This is a genomic window from Rhodoferax sp. P1_F3, from assembly GCF_056405715.1.
In genome coordinates, this window is sequence record NZ_JBFUBO010000015.1 from 70,704 (window position 1) to 89,114 (window position 18,411).

At 57.4% G+C, this 18,411-nt stretch carries 16 protein-coding genes and 1 pseudogene; 9 read left to right on the top strand and 8 right to left on the bottom strand.

What is annotated here, in order from left to right; all coding sequences use genetic code 11:
• Positions 1 to 21: 21 nt before the first annotated feature.
• From AC1DZ5_RS19725 to AC1DZ5_RS19755, 7 genes are all read right to left on the bottom strand, one after another.
• Positions 22 to 654, bottom strand: coding sequence for a protein phosphatase CheZ (locus tag AC1DZ5_RS19725; protein WP_477892203.1), 633 nt, complete (start codon positions 652 to 654; stop codon positions 22 to 24).
• Between the two features lie 2 nt (positions 655 to 656).
• Positions 657 to 1,046 carry a chemotaxis response regulator CheY gene (gene cheY, locus AC1DZ5_RS19730; RefSeq protein WP_310345991.1) on the bottom strand — a complete coding sequence of 130 codons (390 nt, stop codon included), beginning with the start codon at positions 1,044 to 1,046 and terminating at the stop codon, positions 657 to 659.
• Between the two features lie 60 nt (positions 1,047 to 1,106).
• Entirely contained in the window at positions 1,107 to 2,051 is a 945-nt protein-coding gene (gene motB, locus AC1DZ5_RS19735) for a flagellar motor protein MotB (protein ID WP_477892205.1), read from the bottom strand.
• 18 nt (positions 2,052 to 2,069) lie between these two features.
• Positions 2,070 to 2,927 (bottom strand): flagellar motor stator protein MotA, encoded by an 858-nt coding sequence (gene motA, locus AC1DZ5_RS19740; RefSeq protein WP_310345982.1) that lies wholly within the window; start codon positions 2,925 to 2,927, stop codon positions 2,070 to 2,072.
• A 164-nt stretch (positions 2,928 to 3,091) separates the two neighbouring features.
• Positions 3,092 to 3,628, bottom strand: coding sequence for a flagellar transcriptional regulator FlhC (flhC, locus tag AC1DZ5_RS19745; RefSeq protein ID WP_477892208.1), 537 nt, complete (start codon positions 3,626 to 3,628; stop codon positions 3,092 to 3,094).
• 25 nt (positions 3,629 to 3,653) lie between these two features.
• Complete coding sequence (flhD, locus tag AC1DZ5_RS19750; protein ID WP_310345975.1) at positions 3,654 to 3,980, bottom strand: flagellar transcriptional regulator FlhD; 327 nt, start codon at positions 3,978 to 3,980, stop codon at positions 3,654 to 3,656.
• A gap of 322 nt (positions 3,981 to 4,302) precedes the next feature.
• A complete protein-coding gene (locus tag AC1DZ5_RS19755; protein WP_477892210.1) occupies positions 4,303 to 5,877 on the bottom strand; it encodes a flagellin N-terminal helical domain-containing protein in 1,575 nt (524 codons plus the stop codon).
• A gap of 430 nt (positions 5,878 to 6,307) precedes the next feature.
• Between AC1DZ5_RS19755 and AC1DZ5_RS19760 the strand changes: the two genes are divergently transcribed.
• From AC1DZ5_RS19760 to AC1DZ5_RS19780, 5 genes are all read left to right on the top strand, one after another.
• Positions 6,308 to 7,777, top strand: coding sequence for a flagellin N-terminal helical domain-containing protein (locus tag AC1DZ5_RS19760; RefSeq protein WP_477892230.1), 1,470 nt, complete (start codon positions 6,308 to 6,310; stop codon positions 7,775 to 7,777).
• Positions 7,778 to 7,952: 175 nt separating this feature from the next.
• Complete coding sequence (gene fliD, locus AC1DZ5_RS19765) at positions 7,953 to 9,935, top strand: flagellar filament capping protein FliD (protein ID WP_477892212.1); 1,983 nt, start codon at positions 7,953 to 7,955, stop codon at positions 9,933 to 9,935.
• A 13-nt stretch (positions 9,936 to 9,948) separates the two neighbouring features.
• On the top strand, positions 9,949 to 11,220 hold the full coding sequence (locus tag AC1DZ5_RS19770) for a S1 family peptidase (protein WP_477892214.1): 1,272 nt from the start codon (positions 9,949 to 9,951) through the stop codon (positions 11,218 to 11,220).
• A 109-nt stretch (positions 11,221 to 11,329) separates the two neighbouring features.
• Positions 11,330 to 11,749 carry a flagellar export chaperone FliS gene (fliS, locus tag AC1DZ5_RS19775; protein ID WP_477892216.1) on the top strand — a complete coding sequence of 140 codons (420 nt, stop codon included), beginning with the start codon at positions 11,330 to 11,332 and terminating at the stop codon, positions 11,747 to 11,749.
• 13 nt (positions 11,750 to 11,762) lie between these two features.
• On the top strand, positions 11,763 to 12,062 hold the full coding sequence (locus tag AC1DZ5_RS19780) for a flagellar protein FliT (protein ID WP_477892218.1): 300 nt from the start codon (positions 11,763 to 11,765) through the stop codon (positions 12,060 to 12,062).
• 14 nt (positions 12,063 to 12,076) lie between these two features.
• Here the strand turns inward: AC1DZ5_RS19780 and AC1DZ5_RS19785 are convergent, their stop codons facing one another.
• A complete protein-coding gene (locus AC1DZ5_RS19785) occupies positions 12,077 to 13,888 on the bottom strand; it encodes an O-linked N-acetylglucosamine transferase, SPINDLY family protein (RefSeq protein ID WP_477892220.1) in 1,812 nt (603 codons plus the stop codon).
• 158 nt (positions 13,889 to 14,046) lie between these two features.
• On the opposite strand from AC1DZ5_RS19785, the gene AC1DZ5_RS19790 reads away from it, so the two are divergent.
• The 4 genes and pseudogenes from AC1DZ5_RS19790 to AC1DZ5_RS19805 all read left to right on the top strand — a co-directional run.
• Positions 14,047 to 15,402: an efflux transporter outer membrane subunit gene (locus AC1DZ5_RS19790; protein ID WP_477892222.1), complete on the top strand. Its 1,356-nt coding sequence runs from the start codon at positions 14,047 to 14,049 to the stop codon at positions 15,400 to 15,402.
• 41 nt (positions 15,403 to 15,443) lie between these two features.
• Positions 15,444 to 17,342, top strand: coding sequence for an SEL1-like repeat protein (locus AC1DZ5_RS19795; RefSeq protein ID WP_477892224.1), 1,899 nt, complete (start codon positions 15,444 to 15,446; stop codon positions 17,340 to 17,342).
• Positions 17,343 to 17,610: 268 nt separating this feature from the next.
• Positions 17,611 to 18,009, top strand: a pseudogene (locus AC1DZ5_RS19800) (heme utilization protein); the annotation flags it as partial.
• A 91-nt stretch (positions 18,010 to 18,100) separates the two neighbouring features.
• Positions 18,101 to 18,411, top strand: a 311-nt coding sequence (locus AC1DZ5_RS19805) for a hypothetical protein (RefSeq protein WP_477892226.1), incomplete at its 3' end; no start/stop codon positions are given.

The window sequence follows — 18,411 nt, forward strand, 5'->3', positions numbered from 1 at the left end:
CTCCGCTTATTCAAGAAGATTTCAGAAGCCCAAACTTGCCAGCAAATCGTCCACCTGAGATTGGTCGGTGACCACCTCCTGGTTGGCCTGTCCGTCCACCACGGGGCCGGCCAGTGCAGGGGTGTATTCCTGCACGGTGGCGGCGCTCACCTTGGCTTCTGCGGGAGCGGTTTGCAGCAGCAACAGCACCAGCTGTTCTTCGATGGTCGCTGCCAGTGTGACCACCTTGGCAATCACTTGGCCGGTCAGGTCGTGGAAGTCCTGCGCCATCATGATTTCGGTCAAGTGGTCGTCCACCTTCTTGCTGGATTGCTCTACATCATTGATGAAGTTCATCACATGGCCCTTGGCGACAGCGCCAACGGGGTCTTTGACGATCAATGCGCCAATGCGACGGGTCTCCGCCGCAATGTGGTCGTGCTGGGCCTTGGCTTGGTCAACTTGGTTGAGCACCTTTTCAGCGGCTTGGCCGGTCAGGCGGGCGATGTAGGACAGGCGGCTTTTCGCATCTGGCAGTTCGCCAGCCCAGTCTTTAACTTTTTCGGCCAAGCCAAGGCCATTGAGCGAGTCATGCAACTGGCGCGTGAGCGCGCCTAGCTGCTGGTGGACTTCGACCGTGGAGAGTGCTGGTGCTGGATTGGAAGCGTCTGACATAGTTACTTCAGTCCCGTCTTGGTCAGGATGTGGTTCACTTTGTCTTCCAGTGTGGCCTTGGTAAACGGTTTGACGATGTAACCCGCGGCACCTTGTTGGGCAGCCAACACGATGTCTTCCTTGCGGGCTTCCGCGGTCACCATCAGCACGGGCAGGTGCTTGAGCTTGTCGTCTTTTTTGATCTCGGCCAGCAACTGAAAGCCATTCATGTTGGGCATGTTGATGTCACTGACTACGAAGTCAAAGGTGCTGTTGCGCAGCTTTTGCAGCGCGGCTACGCCGTCTTCGGCTTCGTCGGCATCTGCATAGCCGCTTTCCTTGAGCAGGTTGCGCACGATTCTCCGCATGGTGGAGAAGTCATCAACAATGAGAAAGCGCAGTTCTTTGGACATAGATAACCTTTTGCCGGGCGATTTTCGAATTTCTGCAAGTATGACCGAATTTTCGCAGAGTTATGGGGGCGATTTTGCCTCTGTAGCCACTGCGGGGCCAGCGGTTTCCGTCTCCATTTCCGGCACTGCGACCTTGGTGCCCAAGAGTCGTTCTTCCGCCTCTTTGGTCATCACCAGGATGCTGATGCGTCGGTTGCTGGGGCTCAAGGGGTCGTCAGGCTCCAGCGGCACGCTGGAGGCCATGCCTACCACGCGGGCCAGCTTGTCTTCGGGCATGCCGGCCGCAATGAGTTCCCGGCGGGATGCGTTGGCGCGGTCAGCTGACAGCTCCCAATTGCTATAGCCCCGCGCGGCATTGCCATAAGCCTGCCGGTCGGTGTGGCCGTCGAGGCTGATCTTGTTGTCCACATCGGCCAGGGTGAGTCCGATCTCGCGCAGGATGTCGCGCATATAGGGTTTGACCGTGGCGCTGCCGCTGTCAAACATGGGGCGGCGCTGGTCGTCGACGATCTGGATCTGCAGGCCGTCCGGGGTGATTTCGAGCTTGATCTGAGAGCTGAACTCCGCCATCTTGGGGTTGTTAGAGATGGTTGCTGCAATTTTGGCTGCCAGGGTGGCCAACGCTTTCGCGTCATTCTTGGCGCGCTCGATCTTGGCCTGCTCGCCCGACATCTTTTTGGCGGTTTTCTCGGTGCCGTCCCCACGGCGCGACTGGCCGGCTTGCTGCGTCAGGTCGTTGCCGCCGCCGGTGATCACGCTGTTGCTGGCCCCCGCCCCCGCGCCACCTTGCATGGCGACTTTGAGGGGGGATTGAAAGTAATCGGAAATTCCCTTCTTGTCGCCTTCCGATGTGCTGCCCAGCAGCCACATCAGCAAGAAGAACGCCATCATGGCGGTCACGAAGTCGGCGTAGGCGATCTTCCAGGCGCCACCGTGCGCAACGTGGCCGCCTTTCTTGACCCGCTTGATGATGATGGGCTGAAGCTTCTTGGCGTCTCCGGCCATGCTCAGGCGCCCCCGCGCTTACTTTTTCTTGACATACGCTTCAAGCTCGGCAAACGTAGGGCGCTCTGTGGAGTACAAAACTTTGCGGCCGAACTCAATGGCAGTGGAAGGGTTGTAGCCCTGCATGCTGGCCAGCAGCGTGGTTTTGATGCACTGCAGCTCCTTGCCGGCCTCTTCCACCTTCTGTTCCAACAGTCCGCCCAGCGGTTCGGCAAAGGCGTACGCCAGCAAAATGCCCAAGAAAGTACCGACAAGCGCGGAGCCGATCATGCCGCCCAGCACCGCAGGGGGCTGCCCCACCGAGCCCATGGTGTTCACCACCCCCAGCACGGCCGCCACAATCCCGAAAGCGGGTAGGCCGCCAGCTATGCGCTGGATGGCGGCGACGGCCGCGTGTTCTTCGTGGTGGTGGGTTTCGATCTCGCTGTCCATGAGCGACTCGATCTCGTGGGCGTTCAGGTTGCCCGACACCATCATGCGCAGGTAATCGGTGATGAACTCCACCACGTGGTGGTCGGAGCCTACGGTGGAGTATTTCTTGAAGATTTCGGATTGCTCGGGTTCTTCGACATCTTTTTCAATCGCCATCAGCCCTTCTTTGCGGGCCTTCTGCAGGATGTCGAACATCAGCGCCATGAGTTCCATGTAGCGCGCCTTGGTGTATTTGCTACCTTTGAAGCAGGCGCCCAGGCCCTTCATGGTGGACTTGATCACCTTCATCTGGTTGTTGGCCAAAAAGGCGCCCAAGGTGGCGCCCCCGATGGTCAGCATTTCAAAGGGGAGTGCGTGCAACACCACACTGATGTTGCCGCCGTGCGCGATGAACACGCCGAACACACAGCCAAGAACAACCAGCCAGCCGATGATTACGAACATAGGAACATTGTGACAGGGAAGCCAGGGGCTTCATGGGTTGAACAGCCTGGCTTTTCAGGGCCGTCTCTATCATATCGTCGCCTAGTCCGTTGTCTTGAGTTTTATATCAAAATGATCCCTAGCCCCCGTAAATATTGCGCGAGTAGCTACAAAATTTATAGCGACTAGTGCAGCAAAATGCCGCCGGCCGTAGAGCCTTTGCCGGCCCGAGCGGGGGGCGTGCACAGGCCGCACTCAAAGTGGCGGGAGTTTTCGTAGGCTTCCGAGACAAAGTGGCCGCCGCACTTGCAGCACTTGGTCATGGACAGCATGTTGTTGTCGATGAACTTCACCAGGCGCCAGGCGCGGGTGATGGAGAGCAGGGGCTCGACACCGCAGGCGGCGATCTGCTCTGTGTACAGCCTGTAGGCGGCCATGATGGCGTCGATGTCCTCCATGGCGCTGACCTTGCTCAGGTACTCGTAGGTGTTCTGAAACAGCGACGCATGGATATTGGGCTGCCAGGTCAGGAACCACTCGGTGGAGAAGGGCAGTTGGCCCTTGCTGGGAGAGCGGCCGGCCACTTCTTTGTACAAGCGCAGCAGACGCTCGTAGGACAGGTCGGTTTCGCTCTCCAGCACCTGCAGGCGGGCGCCCAGCTGGATCAAGGAGACTGCGCGCTCGACTTGCTTGGAGTCGTTCAAAACACTTTTGGTGGCCATGGAGTGCTCCTGCGGGGTGGGGGGCTTAGACGGCTTCGGCGAAACGGCCGGCCATCAGGATGCTGGCGTGCAGCTTGGTGGTGGCGTCGTTGTCCACCTTGTTGGTCGAGTGGTTGGTCAGCAAGTTCCAGACAATGTCGTCATCCACCCGGAAGCGGCACAGCAGCATGTTGCTCGATGCAATGCGCATGATTTGTGCGGGGGAGAGGGCGGTAATCATGTCTGCGGCCTCCTCCGACATGCCCAGGCGAAACAGGGCTTCGGCCTTGTCCTTGCGGATCAGGCTTTGGGCCAGCATCAAGTAAGTCATATTGGCTTCCCGGATCTGCGCCAGTAGTTGCTCGTCGTTCATATTCGGCTCCTGGTGAGGGCAATTCGTGTGAATCACCATGGAGCGAATTCTGGTTGCCAGGCCTTAAAACTTGAATCAGAAAAAGGCTAATCCGCGTGTCAGAAACGCAGACGCGCCCTGTAGGCGAACTTCCTACAAGCGCAATGCAAGCAGCATGGAGTGGCCCGCAGCAAAGGGGCGTGAGCGGTCCGTAGAGGACGCGTACTCAGGTGTTGTCGGCAGCATGGACTGCAAACTTGAGAACTTAATTTAAGAGTGCGACAGACGTACCTGTCCCACGGTCGCCATCCAGCGGATGGTTTCTCGAAGGAGGGCCGTGCTATCAGCCCTTGAGCAACTGCAACACAGACTGTGGCAACTGGTTGGCCTGCGCCACCATGGCGGTACCTGCCTGCTGCAGAATTTGCGTGCGCGACAGGTTGGCGGTTTCCATTGCGAAGTCCGCGTCCTGGATGCGTGAGCGCGAAGCACTCAGGTTTTCTGAGGTGGTTTGCAGGCTGCTGATGGCGGTCTCGAACCGAGACTGCAGGGCGCCGAACTTGGCGCGCTGTGAAGAGATTACCGAGAGGGATGAGTCCACGGTGGTCAGTGTGCGGGTGGCAGCTTCAACGGTGGAAACGTCCATGGTGGATGCGGATTGCAACTCACTGGCGGAATTGGCGGTCGAGAAATAGCTGGCGCCAGTTCCCGTGCTTTCCCCGTTGGTATTGCTCACGCTGAAGCTGCCGTTGGAATCCAGGGTCAAGGCGCCCACAACATATGCGCTGCCGCCAGCGGCCATTGAGACAACGGCTGGTGTTGTCGTTACGACGGCGGGCGGGATGGGGCCCACTGGGGCATTAACAACATCGAAGGTGCCAACCGATGCAGCTGCGCTATTGATCTGAATGTCAGCGCCCGAATCGTTGGTCAGCGTGATGCCGGTGCCAGCGGCATTTAGCTTGGCGGTGATGCCCGTTTGGGATGACTTGTCGTTGAAAGCTGTAACCGCCGCGGCCAAGCCGTCGTTGGTATTGAGGGCGCTGCCGATATTGAAACCGATCGTCACCGGGGTAGCTACCGGGTTGTTGGACACCACGGTGAGCGAATAGCTTCCAGCTGTTGTGAAGTTGTTGATGTCAACCTCGGTGCGCGCGGTTGCCGTTACCCCGGTAGTGCCAGCTTGGGCATTGATGGATGCAGCCACGAGTTTGGCGCTGTCCCCAATGTTGACGCTCACGTTGGCCGTGCCTGTGGCGCCGCTGACAACCAATGTATCCGCGGTAGTTACTGGGCTGGTGCTACCGGTGACGGCCGTAGACGGGTTGGTTCCTGCGCTGGTGGTGCCTAGTACCAGGTCGCCGGTTCCCCCTGTGCTGGAGGCTACTGAGGAGCCGATCCGGTTGTTGCCGTATTTCGTAGTGCTGAAGTTGGCTGTGGTCGCAATGATGGTCTGGTTGGCGTTGGCTCCGACCTGGAAGGTGGCGGAGGTGAAGGAGCCATCCAGAATGTTCTGGCCGTTGAACTGGGTGGTCTGCGCGATGCGGTTGAGTTCGGCCGTTAGTTGGCTGACTTCGGCGTTCAGGGCAGCGCGGTCCGAAGAGGAGTTCGTGGCGTTGGCCGACTGTACCGCCAGTTCGCGGACGCGCTGCAGGATACTGGAGGCACTGCCCAATGCGCCTTCGGCCACTTGCGCCAGCGAAATACCGTCATTGGCATTGCGGGCGGCTTGGTTGACGCCGCGAATCTGCGAGGTGAAGCGTTCACTGATGGCCAAGCCTGCCGCATCGTCCTTCGCGCTGTTGATGCGCAAACCTGAGGACAGGCGGGCCATGGAGGTGCTCATTGCCGACTGCGAACTGCTCAGGTTGCGTTGCGCAGTCAGCGACTGAACGTTGGTGTTGATGGTTGAGGCCATTGCGGAACTCCTAAATAAAGTGAATCAGCGTCGCCGCCGATTGCATAGCCTGCTAGCCCGCAGACAATCAGTAACGATGGGTGAATTCTGGAGAAGCCCTCTATTGGCATATGGGCAATAAGCACGGCAAAAGGCGGCTAAATTCCTGGTGCCTCGGTAATCTTGATAGGGGTAAACCCTTAAATCCATGAATTGCCCGGCAAACCCCGTGCTAATTAAATTTCCGTCGGCTGGTCTGCGTGTTAGGCGCGCTTTGAAGTGAAGTTGCTAAAGTTTTCTGGGATTGACCCGAAAACAAATGCAACGGGCCTTAGCGGGCCTGTTGTCCGGAAGGCGCCACTGTGGCGCACCGGTCATGGCGGCCAGTAGCGATGCTGGCGTTGAGATCGGCATTTCGCCGGATTTACAGGTTCTTACCAGGAGTTATCACATGACCGCAACCATCAATACCAATATCAACACGTTGACCGCACAACGCAATCTGACCAACAGTCAGTCGGCGTTGGGTACCTCCATCCAGCGCCTGTCTTCGGGTCTGCGCATCAACAGCGCCAAAGACGATGCTGCCGGTTTGGCGATTTCGGAGCGCTTCACCTCCCAAATCCGTGGCCTGAACCAGGCGGCCCGCAATGCGAATGATGGCATTTCTCTGGCGCAAACCGCTGAAGGTGCGTTGGGTTCCATGAGCACCGTGCTGCAGCGTGTGCGTGAGCTGGCGGTGCAGTCTGCCAATGCCACCAATTCGGCCTCCGATCGCCAGGCGATCAATGCTGAAGTGAATCAGCTCACTGCCGAACTGGATCGTATCTCGCTCACGACGCAGTTCAACGGCCAAAACTTGTTGGATGGCAGCTTCGGCTCGGCTGTCTTCCAGGTCGGCGCCAACGCCAACCAGACCGTGACCGCCACCACGGGCAACACCCGCACCAGCCAGTACGGCAACAACCAAATCGCCGGCTCCAACGCGGGTACGGCATCTACCGCAACCGCTTTTGGTGCCAACGGCGTTACTGCAGGCGCCATTGCTATCAGCGGCTACGTCGGTACGGCCTCTGCCACGGTTGCTTTGAACGATACGGCAAAGACCATCGCTGCCGCCATCAATGGCCAAACCGCCTCGACGGGTGTTACGGCAACTGCACGTACCGACGCAACAGTGACCTTTGGTACTGCGGGGGCCTACACACTGAATCTGCGCTCTGATAACTCTGCGAACCAAACCATCACCTTCTCGCTGACGGCGGTTGCAACAGCAGATGGTTTGGCTACGGCAGTGTCCGCAATTAACGATCAGTCCTCCAAAACGGGAGTGACTGCTTCTGTCAATGCGGCGGGTACTGGCGTGACGTTGACGAATGCCACTGGCAATGACATTTACTTGGGCGACACCACCGCAACCAATGCAGGTGCTGTGACCATCACTAAGCTGGACAGTGCGGGAGCGGCCATCGCAGGCACTATCACGTTAGCTTCCGATGCAACGGCAGATGATTCGCTGACCAGTGGCTCTTTGGTCCTTGATTCGCAAAAGTCCTTTGCAGTGACCTCGACAAGTACGGCTACTACCACTGGAACTTCCACATTGAACAAGGTGTCTGATCTGGACGTGTCGACAGTCGCAAAAGCTACGCAGGCCATTAAAACCGTTGATTCTGCGGTGGCTTTCATTAGTGGCGAGCGTGCTAAATACGGTGCTTTGCAGTCCCGTTTTGAAACCACGATCTCCAGCCTGAATATCACGTCTGAAAACTTGAGCGCATCCCGCTCACGCGTTCAGGACGCTGACTTCGCGGTGGAAACAGCCAACCTGTCGCGCGCACAGATCCTGCAACAGGCCGGCACAGCGATGGTGGCTCAGGCTAACCAGTTGCCCCAGGGCGTGCTGGCCCTGCTGCGTTAATCGAGGCGAGTAAGGATTCGGCGCTAAAGTATCTGCGGCAGCGTCCGATATAGAGGGTGGCAAGGGAAAAATCCCTCGCCACCTTTTTTTCTGTGGGAAAACCGGGTCTTTTCATGGTTTATTCGCGGTGCCAAAGTGCGACACTTCGGAGTCTTGGACTGAGTAGGAGGCTTGAATGGCTACCATTTCTTCATTGGGGGTCGGCACCGGCGGCCTGGATTCCGAGGCGATCGTCACCAAATTAGTGGCGTTGGAGAAGCAGCCACTGACTTCTTTGAAGGCCAAAGCTACCGTCGACCAGGCCAAAATTTCCTCGTTTGGGCAGATACAGTCCCAATTTTCCGCATTGAGTGACGTCGCGACCCGAATTGCCGCTACCTCGGTCTGGAGTTCGCGGGTGGCCTCGTCGTCTAACACGAGTGCTGCAACGATTGTTGCAACAGCGTCTACTGCCGCCACGTCTTTTACATTGGATGTAGATGCCCTGGCCAAAGAGCAGTCCAATTCGTCGGCCTCGGTTGCCTTGGGATCTCTAGTTGGTGCTGGTACCCTGACGTTTCGGACGGGTACCTGGTCTGGAGGCTCTACGGACGCCAGTACTACCAACGCAGATATTGCCGCCAAGGATGCGCTGGTTGTCAGTACCGCCGCTGCCTCTACGGCTGCCGCGAATGCCGCGACTACCGCCAGCGCTACTGCCGGGAGTACGGCCGCCTCGGCAGCGTCTGCTTTGGCGGATGACAACACGGCGGCATCGGATCTGGCATCTGCTGCGGTTTCACCCGAACAGACTGCTTATGCAAGCGCCTACTCCGATTGGGTAGCCGCCATTACAGCCAACGACCACAGCACCCCAGCACTACAGGCCGCCGAGGCTGCTGCTTTGACTGCAAAAAATAATGCTTATGCCGCCATGACGGGTGGGGAGCAGACTTCGGCCAATAGCATCACCGCGACGGCCGACGCCACCGATGCCTCTGCACTCAAAGGTGTTGCGCTGAGCGCAGCAACAGCCTCCACAGTAGCTACTACTGCAGCTACTGCTGCGGTAACTGCTGCAGCCGCAGCCGTTACTGCAGCCAACTCTGCCCGACCAACGTTCACGGCGGGCGGCAGCAGCTCTGATGTGGCGATCACCGTCACCGCAGCGGACACCATCACTACGCTGGCAGCCAAAATCAATGCCTCTACGGCAGGTGTCGTTGCCACGGTGTTTCGTGATGGTACGGGTGAGCGTTTGCTGCTGCGTTCCAAGAGCACGGGCGCGGATTCAGGATTCAGGATTCAGGCGACGGATGCAGATAGCAATAGCGCAGACGACGCAGGCCTGTCCCGATTTGCCTATGACCCCCAGACTGCTGCATTTGGAATGGCTTCCAGTGGCACGCCAGCGCAAAATGGCCAAGATGCCAAAGCCCGTATCAACGGTTTGGCGGTGACTTCCACAACCAATACCCTGACGGACAACATCCCAGGGGTGACCATCACGTTGACGGCGACGACCACGACTAATTACGGAACGGTCAGTGAGACGAAGTCCCCCGTCACCATGGCGGTGCGTGAAGATGTGACACCTGCAGTCAAGAATGTGCAGGATTTCATTACCGCGTACAACACGCTGGCGGCGTCTTTGGCGGATATGACCAAGTACGACGCTTCGACAAAGACGCCCGCGATTTTTCAAGGCGATTCTGCCGTGTTGGGTCTCCAGAGCATCTTGCGCAATATGTTGGGTTCGGTCAGCACCGGCTCTGCGTACCAACGGCTATCTGACGTGGGTGTAGAGCGCCAACTGGATGGCTCGCTGACACTCAACACCGCCAAACTGAGCACTGCAGCCAATAACGGAACTGAACTGCAGAAACTGTTCACAGCCAACAATGGCAACGCGCAGACCAACGGGTTTGCTTTGAAGTTCAGCGCCTTGGCCAAAGGAGTTTTGGGGACCGGTGGGTCCGTTGTGAATAAGGCGAGCTCCCTGCAAAAGGATCTGGATCGCAATGCAACGGAGCAAACGCGAGTGAATGACCGTGCGGACGCTGTGGAGGCGCGCTTGCGCAAACAATACACCGCGTTGGACACCAAGATGGCCTCGTTGTCTGCACTCAATGCCTATGTGGCGCAGCAGGTAACGACCTGGAACAAGTCGACCGGTTGATGGACACACAACTATGACAAATCAGGCGCGTGGTGTCGGATTTTTTGGGATGGCATTGGCCAGCCTTCTTGTCGCGTGCTCCACCAGTGTCCAGCAAGTACCCGCGAGCGCTGCGCTGGTAGCCCCCATCGATGCGGGTGCCAAGGTCATACAGTTTCGAAAAATAGCGGATGCCTTGCCCAAAGGCGAGTTGATTGGAAAGTCGCGTTTTGGAATTCTGTGTATCCCCGGTAAGCCCCTTGCCTGGCGAGATGGCCGTGTGAATGTCAACGACGATGAATTTGCAGAGAGCTTTCGCCAGGAAGTCGAAAAAGCCAAATTTGCCACCGTGGTGGAGTCTGGTGCTACCCCCGAGACCGCGATCAGCCCCCGAGCCGGATTTCTGGTGTCAGGGCAGGTGGCCAGTGTGAGCATGGACATATGCTCCCCTTGGTCCGACTTTGGAAACTGGCGGGATGCGCGTGGTGGTGCCTATGTCAAGGTGCAATGGCAGGTGTACAGCACCATGCAAAAAAAGATAGTCTACGAAACTGCAACCGAAGGTTCATACCAGACGGACGACAGCGTGACTGGGGGCGCGACCGAGCTGATGCGGAGTGCCTTTGCGTCGGCGACTCAAAATTTGCTGGCAGATGCGGCCTTTTATCGATCTATCCATGGGGATAAAAAGGGGGCATCTCCGGGTGCGGCTTCTGCCACGGCAGAACCGCTGCGGGTGATGGAGACAGCCAAGAGCGGTGCCGCCGTGGATGAGCCCAGATCCGCCGTATTCACGGTGATCGCAGGAATGAACCGAGGCAGCGGGTTTGTCGTGAGTGCGGATGGGTATTTGATCACCAGTGAGCACACGGTTCGCGGCTACCAGCTGGTCAAGCTCAAATCCGCTACGGGACGTGAATCTCTGGGGTTTGTAATCCGCAGAGACGAGCAAAGCGATGTTGCATTGGTGCAGCTCACCGAGCGTAATGCCTCAACATTGGCCCTCCGATCCTCGCCGGCGGTGCTGGCGGGTGAGGATGTGTATGTAATGGATGTTGCTGCGCGCGCGCCCGATATCGGCATCCGCAAGGGCGCGGTCGGTACCCAGAAGGATGCAGTGGGGCCGAAATGGGTACGTACTTCGGTGCCACTGGCGCCTCTGGATGCGGGTGCACCGTTTTTTGACAAAACGGGCAAGGTGGTTGGGGTGGCGGTTGCGCCCGCTGTGGACGGCCCGGCGCAGCCGGCGGGCAGTTTTGTCCCCATTTCTGAAGTACTGACGCGCCTTGCGCTAAGCTTCAAATAATGGCGAAGTTCCTTCGCAAACTTCGCGAGGAGAGTGGTTTCGGATTGAATGCACTTTAGTTGGCGCTGGGGGTGCCGATATAAGTTGCAAGAAGATAAGGAATTGCAGCATGTTTACTTCCGTCAGCGCCCGTTCGGCTTCCGCCTATAAAAGAGCGAGTGTGGATGCCAGTGTGGAAATGGCGAATCCCCATCAGTTGGTGACCTTGCTGTTTGAGGCCTTGCAGCGCACGTTAGGGTCTGCCACCCTGGCGATGCAGGCGGGTGATATCAGCACAAAATGCAACCATATCAGCTCTGCCATCCGCATTTTGGAAGAGGGACTGATTGCGCCTTTGGATCTGTCCAAAGGCGGTGAATTGGCCGGTAATTTGAAAAATCTGTACGAATACTGCGTGATGCGCTTGGTACTTGCCAATGCCAAAAACGATCCAGCTTTGCTCAACGAGGTGAAGCAATTGATTGAGCCCGTGGCCAGCGGATGGAAGCAAATTGATGGGCAAGGCCCCGCCTACCTGAAGCCTGTTTAAGACTGGGGCCGCTATGCCAAAGACATTGATCGAGTGTTACCGGGCCATAGAAGCCAGTAGCTGTCAAATGCTGGATGCCGCACGCTCTCAGGACTGGGATACCGTTGTACACCACGAGGGGGTGTGCGCTGTGCTGATAGAGCAACTGCGCAGCCAGGCGCGTCGTCTTGAGTTGGATGCACAGGAGAGAGCGGAGAAGTCACGCATCATGCTGCGTATTTTGGGCAACGATGCAAAAGTCCGTGATCTGACCGAGCCTTGGTTGGCGCACTGTGACGCCCGATTCAACAGTCAAAGCACCTTGCTGCACTAAGCCCCGTTGAGCATCTAAAGCGTAGCAACCAGCTTCTGCAAGCGTTGCTCCAGGTTTCGCACAAACCTGGGAGTGTCAAACAATACCCCGTTGATTTTTTCTTGCGCCAAGTGCTTGCGTATGCGGGCAAGCTCTAGCGGTTGATTTGCCAGTGTTACGGCCTTTTCTTCATAGTCCTGCAGGTTGTAGGTGATCAACTCCGGCAGTTTTGCGGCTGTCAAAAGAGCGCCAGCCATGCGCGAGGCAAAGGACTGTCCGGTATAGGTCAGTAGTGGCAGTTCCATCCAGAGTGCGTCGTTGGCGGTAGTGCCTGCATTGAATGGAAACGTGTCTAGAAAAAGGTCCGCAACGGCATAGCATGCCAAGTAGTCAGCTGGCAACACCCGACCCGCAAAGTACAGCCGATCTGGATCAATGTCGCGTGCCTGTGCTTCCCTTCGTAGATTTGCTTCCGCCCACGGGTTGTCAGACAGCAACCACAGCACGCTGCCCGGGGTCCGGCGCAAGATGCTCATCCATACGAAAAACACCTCTGGGGTGTACTTGTAATTGTTATTCAGGGAGCAAAACACAAAGGCATCCGATGGCAACCCGCAAGCGGCTCGCGTAGGCGTCGGACCCACGGGACGCTTGCGGTCGCTCACTTGGTAGACGTCAGGCATGTAGAGAGGTTTTTCGGAGTACAGCGATGCCGATGCTTCCGGTATCAGAAACTTGTCTGCAATGACGTAGTCAATGGACGGTAAACCGGTGGTCGCGGGCAACCCCAGGTAGGTGATTTGCACAGGCGCGGGGCGGTACGCCAAAAGGTTGGCGCGCGCACCGGCGGTTTGGCCTTGCAGGTCAACAAGGACGTCAATCTCGTGCAATCGAATGAGCTTGGCTGCATCTTCGTCCGTCATCTTGTCGATACGGTGGAATTGATCCATGGCCTGAATCACCCTTTGGCGTAGCCCGGAACCGTCTTCGGGGCTCCAGCAGTAGCCGTATACCTCAAATTGTGTACGGTCGTGCAGTTCAAAGAGTTCTGCTGTCAGCATGGAAACCGGGTGTAGCGAAAAGTCAGAGGAGACGTAGGCAATGCGCAGCTTCGTGTGCCCGTACCCTTTGGGGTTGGCAAGTGTTGGGACGTTGGAGATGACCTTCTTTTCGACGAATCGGCGTGCAGCCTCCAGTTGCCTGACAGGTTCGTCGGAGACGCTGAGCATGGCCAGCGCCGAGGTCGCTTTATGCATGGCATCCAGACTGATGCCGGGGAACGCAGGGTAAACCGGCCATATGCATTGCTTTTGGCGCAAATGAATCCAGTGATGCAGGGCATCCTCTTGGTTGGGGTCCAGGATCAGGCTTTTGGTCAGCCACTCTAGTGCGTCCTGCAATTGTTTTCGCGTTTCCAGAACCCGGCCTTGGTGGTTGCAGGCCATGACGATCAAGGGTCTTGTTTCCGGGGCCTCGGCGCTGATGTTTTCGGCTACCCAGCGCCATTCCGACAGGGCTTTGTCGATTTGCCCCATGCGTTCGAACAAAGAACCGAGGTTCAGCCGCGGTTGGGCAAATGTTGGGTGCAACTCCATCGATTTCCGGTAGGCTGCCTCGGCATTGGGAAAGTCGTCCAAGTTGGACAGGGTAACGCCAAGATTGAAGTACGCGGCGTAGGCATAGGGTGAGGGTGTTCTAGCGAGCCAAGTTTGGTAGAGAACCACAGACAAAGGGCTCAGTTTCTTGGCGTCCATTTGGGCTGCACAGTCAATCAGTTGGGCAAATTCCAGCTGACCATTCCATGCGCGCATGACGATGTCTACGAAGTTTTCTTCAAAAGATGCCACAGTGCCTCAGACGAATCGATGGGATGGAGGGGTATTACAGCAAGTATGTACTGGAATCATCCACCCAAAACGGGGGGTGAAAGGGGGGTATTTGCAGTCTTGTCGGCGCGGGAAGCCACGTAGTATGCGTAGCCTGCACGAGCGTATTTCGGCTTGTTATGTACAGAGTCTCCCTCCTTACTGTGGTTGCTTTTTTGTGTTCCGCCTGCTCGCAGACGGAGTTGCAACGCCCTGTCGCGCCTGTACCTGCCAAATGGGAGCAGCCCGGCCAAGTCTCCGGGATCAATTCGGCTGTCACGCACTGGCGTGCCTTTTTCACAGATCTGCGTTTGCGTGCCTTGTTGGACGCGGCTTTGGAAAACAACCGTGATCTGCGGATGGCGGTCGGGCGAGTGCAGGAGGCGCGCGCGCAGTATGGTGTAGTTCGGGCCGATCGTGTGCCGACGGTCAGCCTGGGGCCGCCAGCAGGCACTGCCATCACGACAGGCTATAGCGCGCCACTGCTCAGTGTGTCGTATGAACTTGATTTCTGGGGCCGAATCACTGGGATGACGGACGTTGCCCGATTCAGCTTTCTGGCTACTGAAGATGCTCGGCGTGCTGTTCAACTGACCTTAATTGCTGATGTCGCCAACGCCTACTACGAGATTTTGCAGTTGGATGAACTCATTTCCTTGCTGCGCGCTACCGTCGATCTACGTGAATATGCCGCTGAGTTGGTGGGGAAGGGGCGTGATCTGGGGGCAGCCAACGACAATGAGTATTTGCTGGCGACCGTGGCGTTGGAGTCTGGTCGTAGCAGTCTGGCGGCGCTGAGGCACCAGCGCGTGGTGGCGGGCAATCGCTTGGATTTCTTGGTCGGTAAAACTGGCGTGATGCAACCGGAAGGAAAGTCCATCGAAGAGCCAGGATTTGATTCTGTGTTGCATCCCGGGATTCCTAGCGAGGTGTTGCTGTTTCGGCCTGATGTCATGGCCAGCGAACAGCGACTGAGAGCTGCACACGCCAATATAGGCGTGGCGCGTGCCGCATTTTTCCCAAAAATTGCCATTACGGCAGGTTTTGGCGCTGTCGGGGGCGGCTTTGCAAGTCTGTTTACATCCAACTCATCGACGTTGTCGCCGTTGGTATCACTACCTGCGCTGTGGGATGGCGGGCGCGTTCAGGGCGGTGTGGCGGTAGCGCAGGCGCGTCAGGAAATTGCGGTGGCCGAATACGAAAAAACGATTCAGCAGGCTTTCCGCGAGGTGGCGGACCAGTTGTCGGCCCGCGAATCTTTGGCCAAGCAGATGCGCGCAGCGATGGCGAACAAGGCCGCGCAGGAGAGGCGGCTGCAGATTGTCCAGGGGCGCTATGACGGCGGCTTGGTGGCTTACCGCGAAGTGATCGAGGGGCAACAGGATCTGTTGGTCGCGCAACAGGCCGTGATCACCTTGCGAAGGGCGCAGCTGGAGGCCGAGGTGCAACTCTACAAGGCCATGGGAGGGGGAGAGCAACGTGCTGAAAAAATGTAGCCGCCGCAGTTGGGTGGTGGACCATTGTTGGGGAGGTGCCTGTGATATCGGGTCGCGATAAAGCCATTTTTTTGAGAACACTGAAGTCGGCACGTTTGGGCTTGCCTGATGCACAGTATGAAGTCGGGCTGATGTATGCCAATGGCATTGGCGTTGCGCAGGATTTCAAGCAGGCGATTCACTGGATTCGCCTTTCTGCCGAACGGGGGCATGTACCCGCGCAATATCTATTGGCCACACGCTATGCCAGTGGCGTAGCGATTGAAAAAAACGAACACCAAGCGTTTGTATGGTTCTTGCGTGCGGCGGCACAGGAGCATCCCAAGGCCTACTTTCGCTTGGGAAAGCTGCATGGCGCGACCCATCCTGAGGCTGCTTTTGCCTGTTTCATGAAGGCTGCGGAGCTGGGTACGCCAGAAGCCCAACTGGCCGTTGCACAAGCTTTTGCCAAAGGTGACGGTGTTGATCCGGATGTGCTTCAGGCATTTCATTGGTGCAAAGCTGCTGCCGAACAGGGGCTGGCAGCAGCACAACACGCTTTGGCGGAAATGTACGCTGCCGGACAAGGCGTATCGCCAGATTTGGACGCCGCCTTTTTCTGGTACCGCAGAGCGGCATCGCAACGTTATGCGCCCGCCCAGGTGGCAATGGAGCTGTTGGATAGCGAGGGTGTCGGTCGGATATCTGGTCAGAGTCGCCGTCGGAGGGCTGCGGCGGAGCGCCGACAAATAGGGGTTGACGAATGGGTGAATGCCGCGGAGCACGGTGATGCGAATGTTTGGTACCACCTAGGGTTGATGTTCGAGCTTGGGATGGCGGTGCCTGAAGATCTGATCCAGGCGGAATATTGGTATTTGCGATCCGCCCATGGGGACGATGTCCGTGCGCAACTTGCATTGGCCAAGTTGCTGGAGGTCAGGCAGGCACCTGGGGCCGGTAATTGGCTTTTAAAGGCTGCGGAGCGGGGTGCGGTTGACGCCCAAGTGGCTTTAGGTCAACGGCTGCTAGGGGCTGACAATGCCGGCAATGATTTGTTTCGCGGCATGGCTTGGTGTCTCAAAGCGGGTGAGCAGAGGGACCACCGGGCTTGGCGGGCACTGGCAGATATTTTCCGCAACCGCACACAGGAGTTGGCGACAATTGGCTACCGAAAGGCTGCCGAGCTCGGTGATGCGCAAGCGCAGTATGTGGTGGCACAGCAGTACGCCACTGGGGTTGGTGTTTTTAAGGACCTTTCTGTTGCAGTTAGTTGGTACAAGCTTTCAGCTGAGCAAGGGCATGCCGAAGCCCAAAGTGCGTTGGGGGCATGCTACTTAGCTGGGGTCGGCGTCGCATCTGATTTTTCCCAAGCATTGGAATGGCTTCAGAAGGCGGCGGAGCAAGGTGATGCCAAAGCACAGTGGAACATCGGATCCATCTTTGCCAGTGGGCGCGGGGGCATCAAGCGCGATCTCCCCGCGGCATTTGTGTGGTGCAACAAATCTGCTGCCGCTGGTTTTGTGCCCGCCCAGGCGACCTTGGGCGTGTTATTCACCCGAACTCGGGATTTTGAGCAAGCGGCGGTCTGGCTGCGCAAGGCTGCGCAGTGGGGTGACGCGGAAGCTCAGTACAACTTGGGTGTGGCCTATATCAAGGGGCAGGGGGTGTCTGCCGACTTGGGAGAAGCTTTTCGCTGGATCGTCTTAGCCGCTGAGCAGGGTCTTGCTCCCGCCCAAGCTAGGCTGGGGCTTATGTATGCAACAGGGGACGGCGTGGCGTTGGACCCAATCGAGGCGCATAAGTGGTTGATCTTGGCGTCAAAGGCTGGCGATTCTGGAGCGATAGCAAACTATTCGCGGTCGGAGGCGCAGCTGGGGCTCATGCAAATTGGGGAAGCACAGCGCAGAGCCGATATCTGGATGGATGTGAGTGCTCGCAAACAAACTGGTAATGATAAGTAAAATCACTTGTATTTTAAAAAGAATGCAGGGTTTTTGGGCTCAAATCCTTTGCTTGGGTCTGCCGTTTGTGCGATAAGGTGCTACTTTTAGAGGCAACTATTCTGTTTGTTTGTGTCGGTTGAAATAATTTGTTTAAGTTTTGTAAAAAAGTGTCGTTATGAGGGAACGGGCGAACTCCATAAATGGGGTGCGCATTGCCTGTTTCATAAAGTCGGCATTTCATTCGCATCCTTCAGCCGGTGTGAATAAAAAGGAATAGAGGTTAAAAATGGCAGCATCAAATTTCATTCTGGGTAGTACCACCGCGCAAATTGCCGCGTTGACTACGAAGCAGATTACCGGGCTGTCTACCGATGATTTTGGTGCGCTGACGACTGCGCAATTTGGCGCAATCACAACTGCGAATCTGGTGGTTTTGTCGACCGACCAGTTTCAGGCACTGTCCACGGCGGCGGTGTCGTCGCTGAAAACGTCTCAGGCCCTTGCGTTGACGTCGGATGAAATCATTGCGTTGTCAACGGCCCAAGCTGGGGCACTTAGTACCGCCGCTTTGGCTGCGCTGTCCTCGGCACAGATTCTTGCTATTGAAACGGCTGATATCGAAGCGCTGACGACGTACCAGGTCGCGAACCTGTCGACGGCGACGCTGAAGGCGCTGAGCACAGACCAGGTTGCTGCGATCGAGACGACCGACATCCGAGCGCTGACGACGGGCCAGATGGGCACGATTGCGACCAGCACGGTGGCGGCCCTCTCCGGTGCAAGCCCTGCTGACCAGTGCCGTAGCGGCACTGACCACCGACCAGATTGGCGTGGTGAACACAGCGGGACTGGCGGCGCTGACCACAGCACAAGTCAAGGCACTGTCCACCGACGCGGTGGTGGCACTGTCGACCTACCAGGTCTCCAACCTGACGACGGCCACGATGGCGGCGCTCTCCACGGGCCAGATTGCGGCGATTGAGACCACCGACATCCAGGCGCTGAGCACCAAGCAACTGGCTGGCCTGGCCACCGGCACGGTCACGGCGCTGACCACGGACCAAGTGGTCTCGCTGACCACATACCA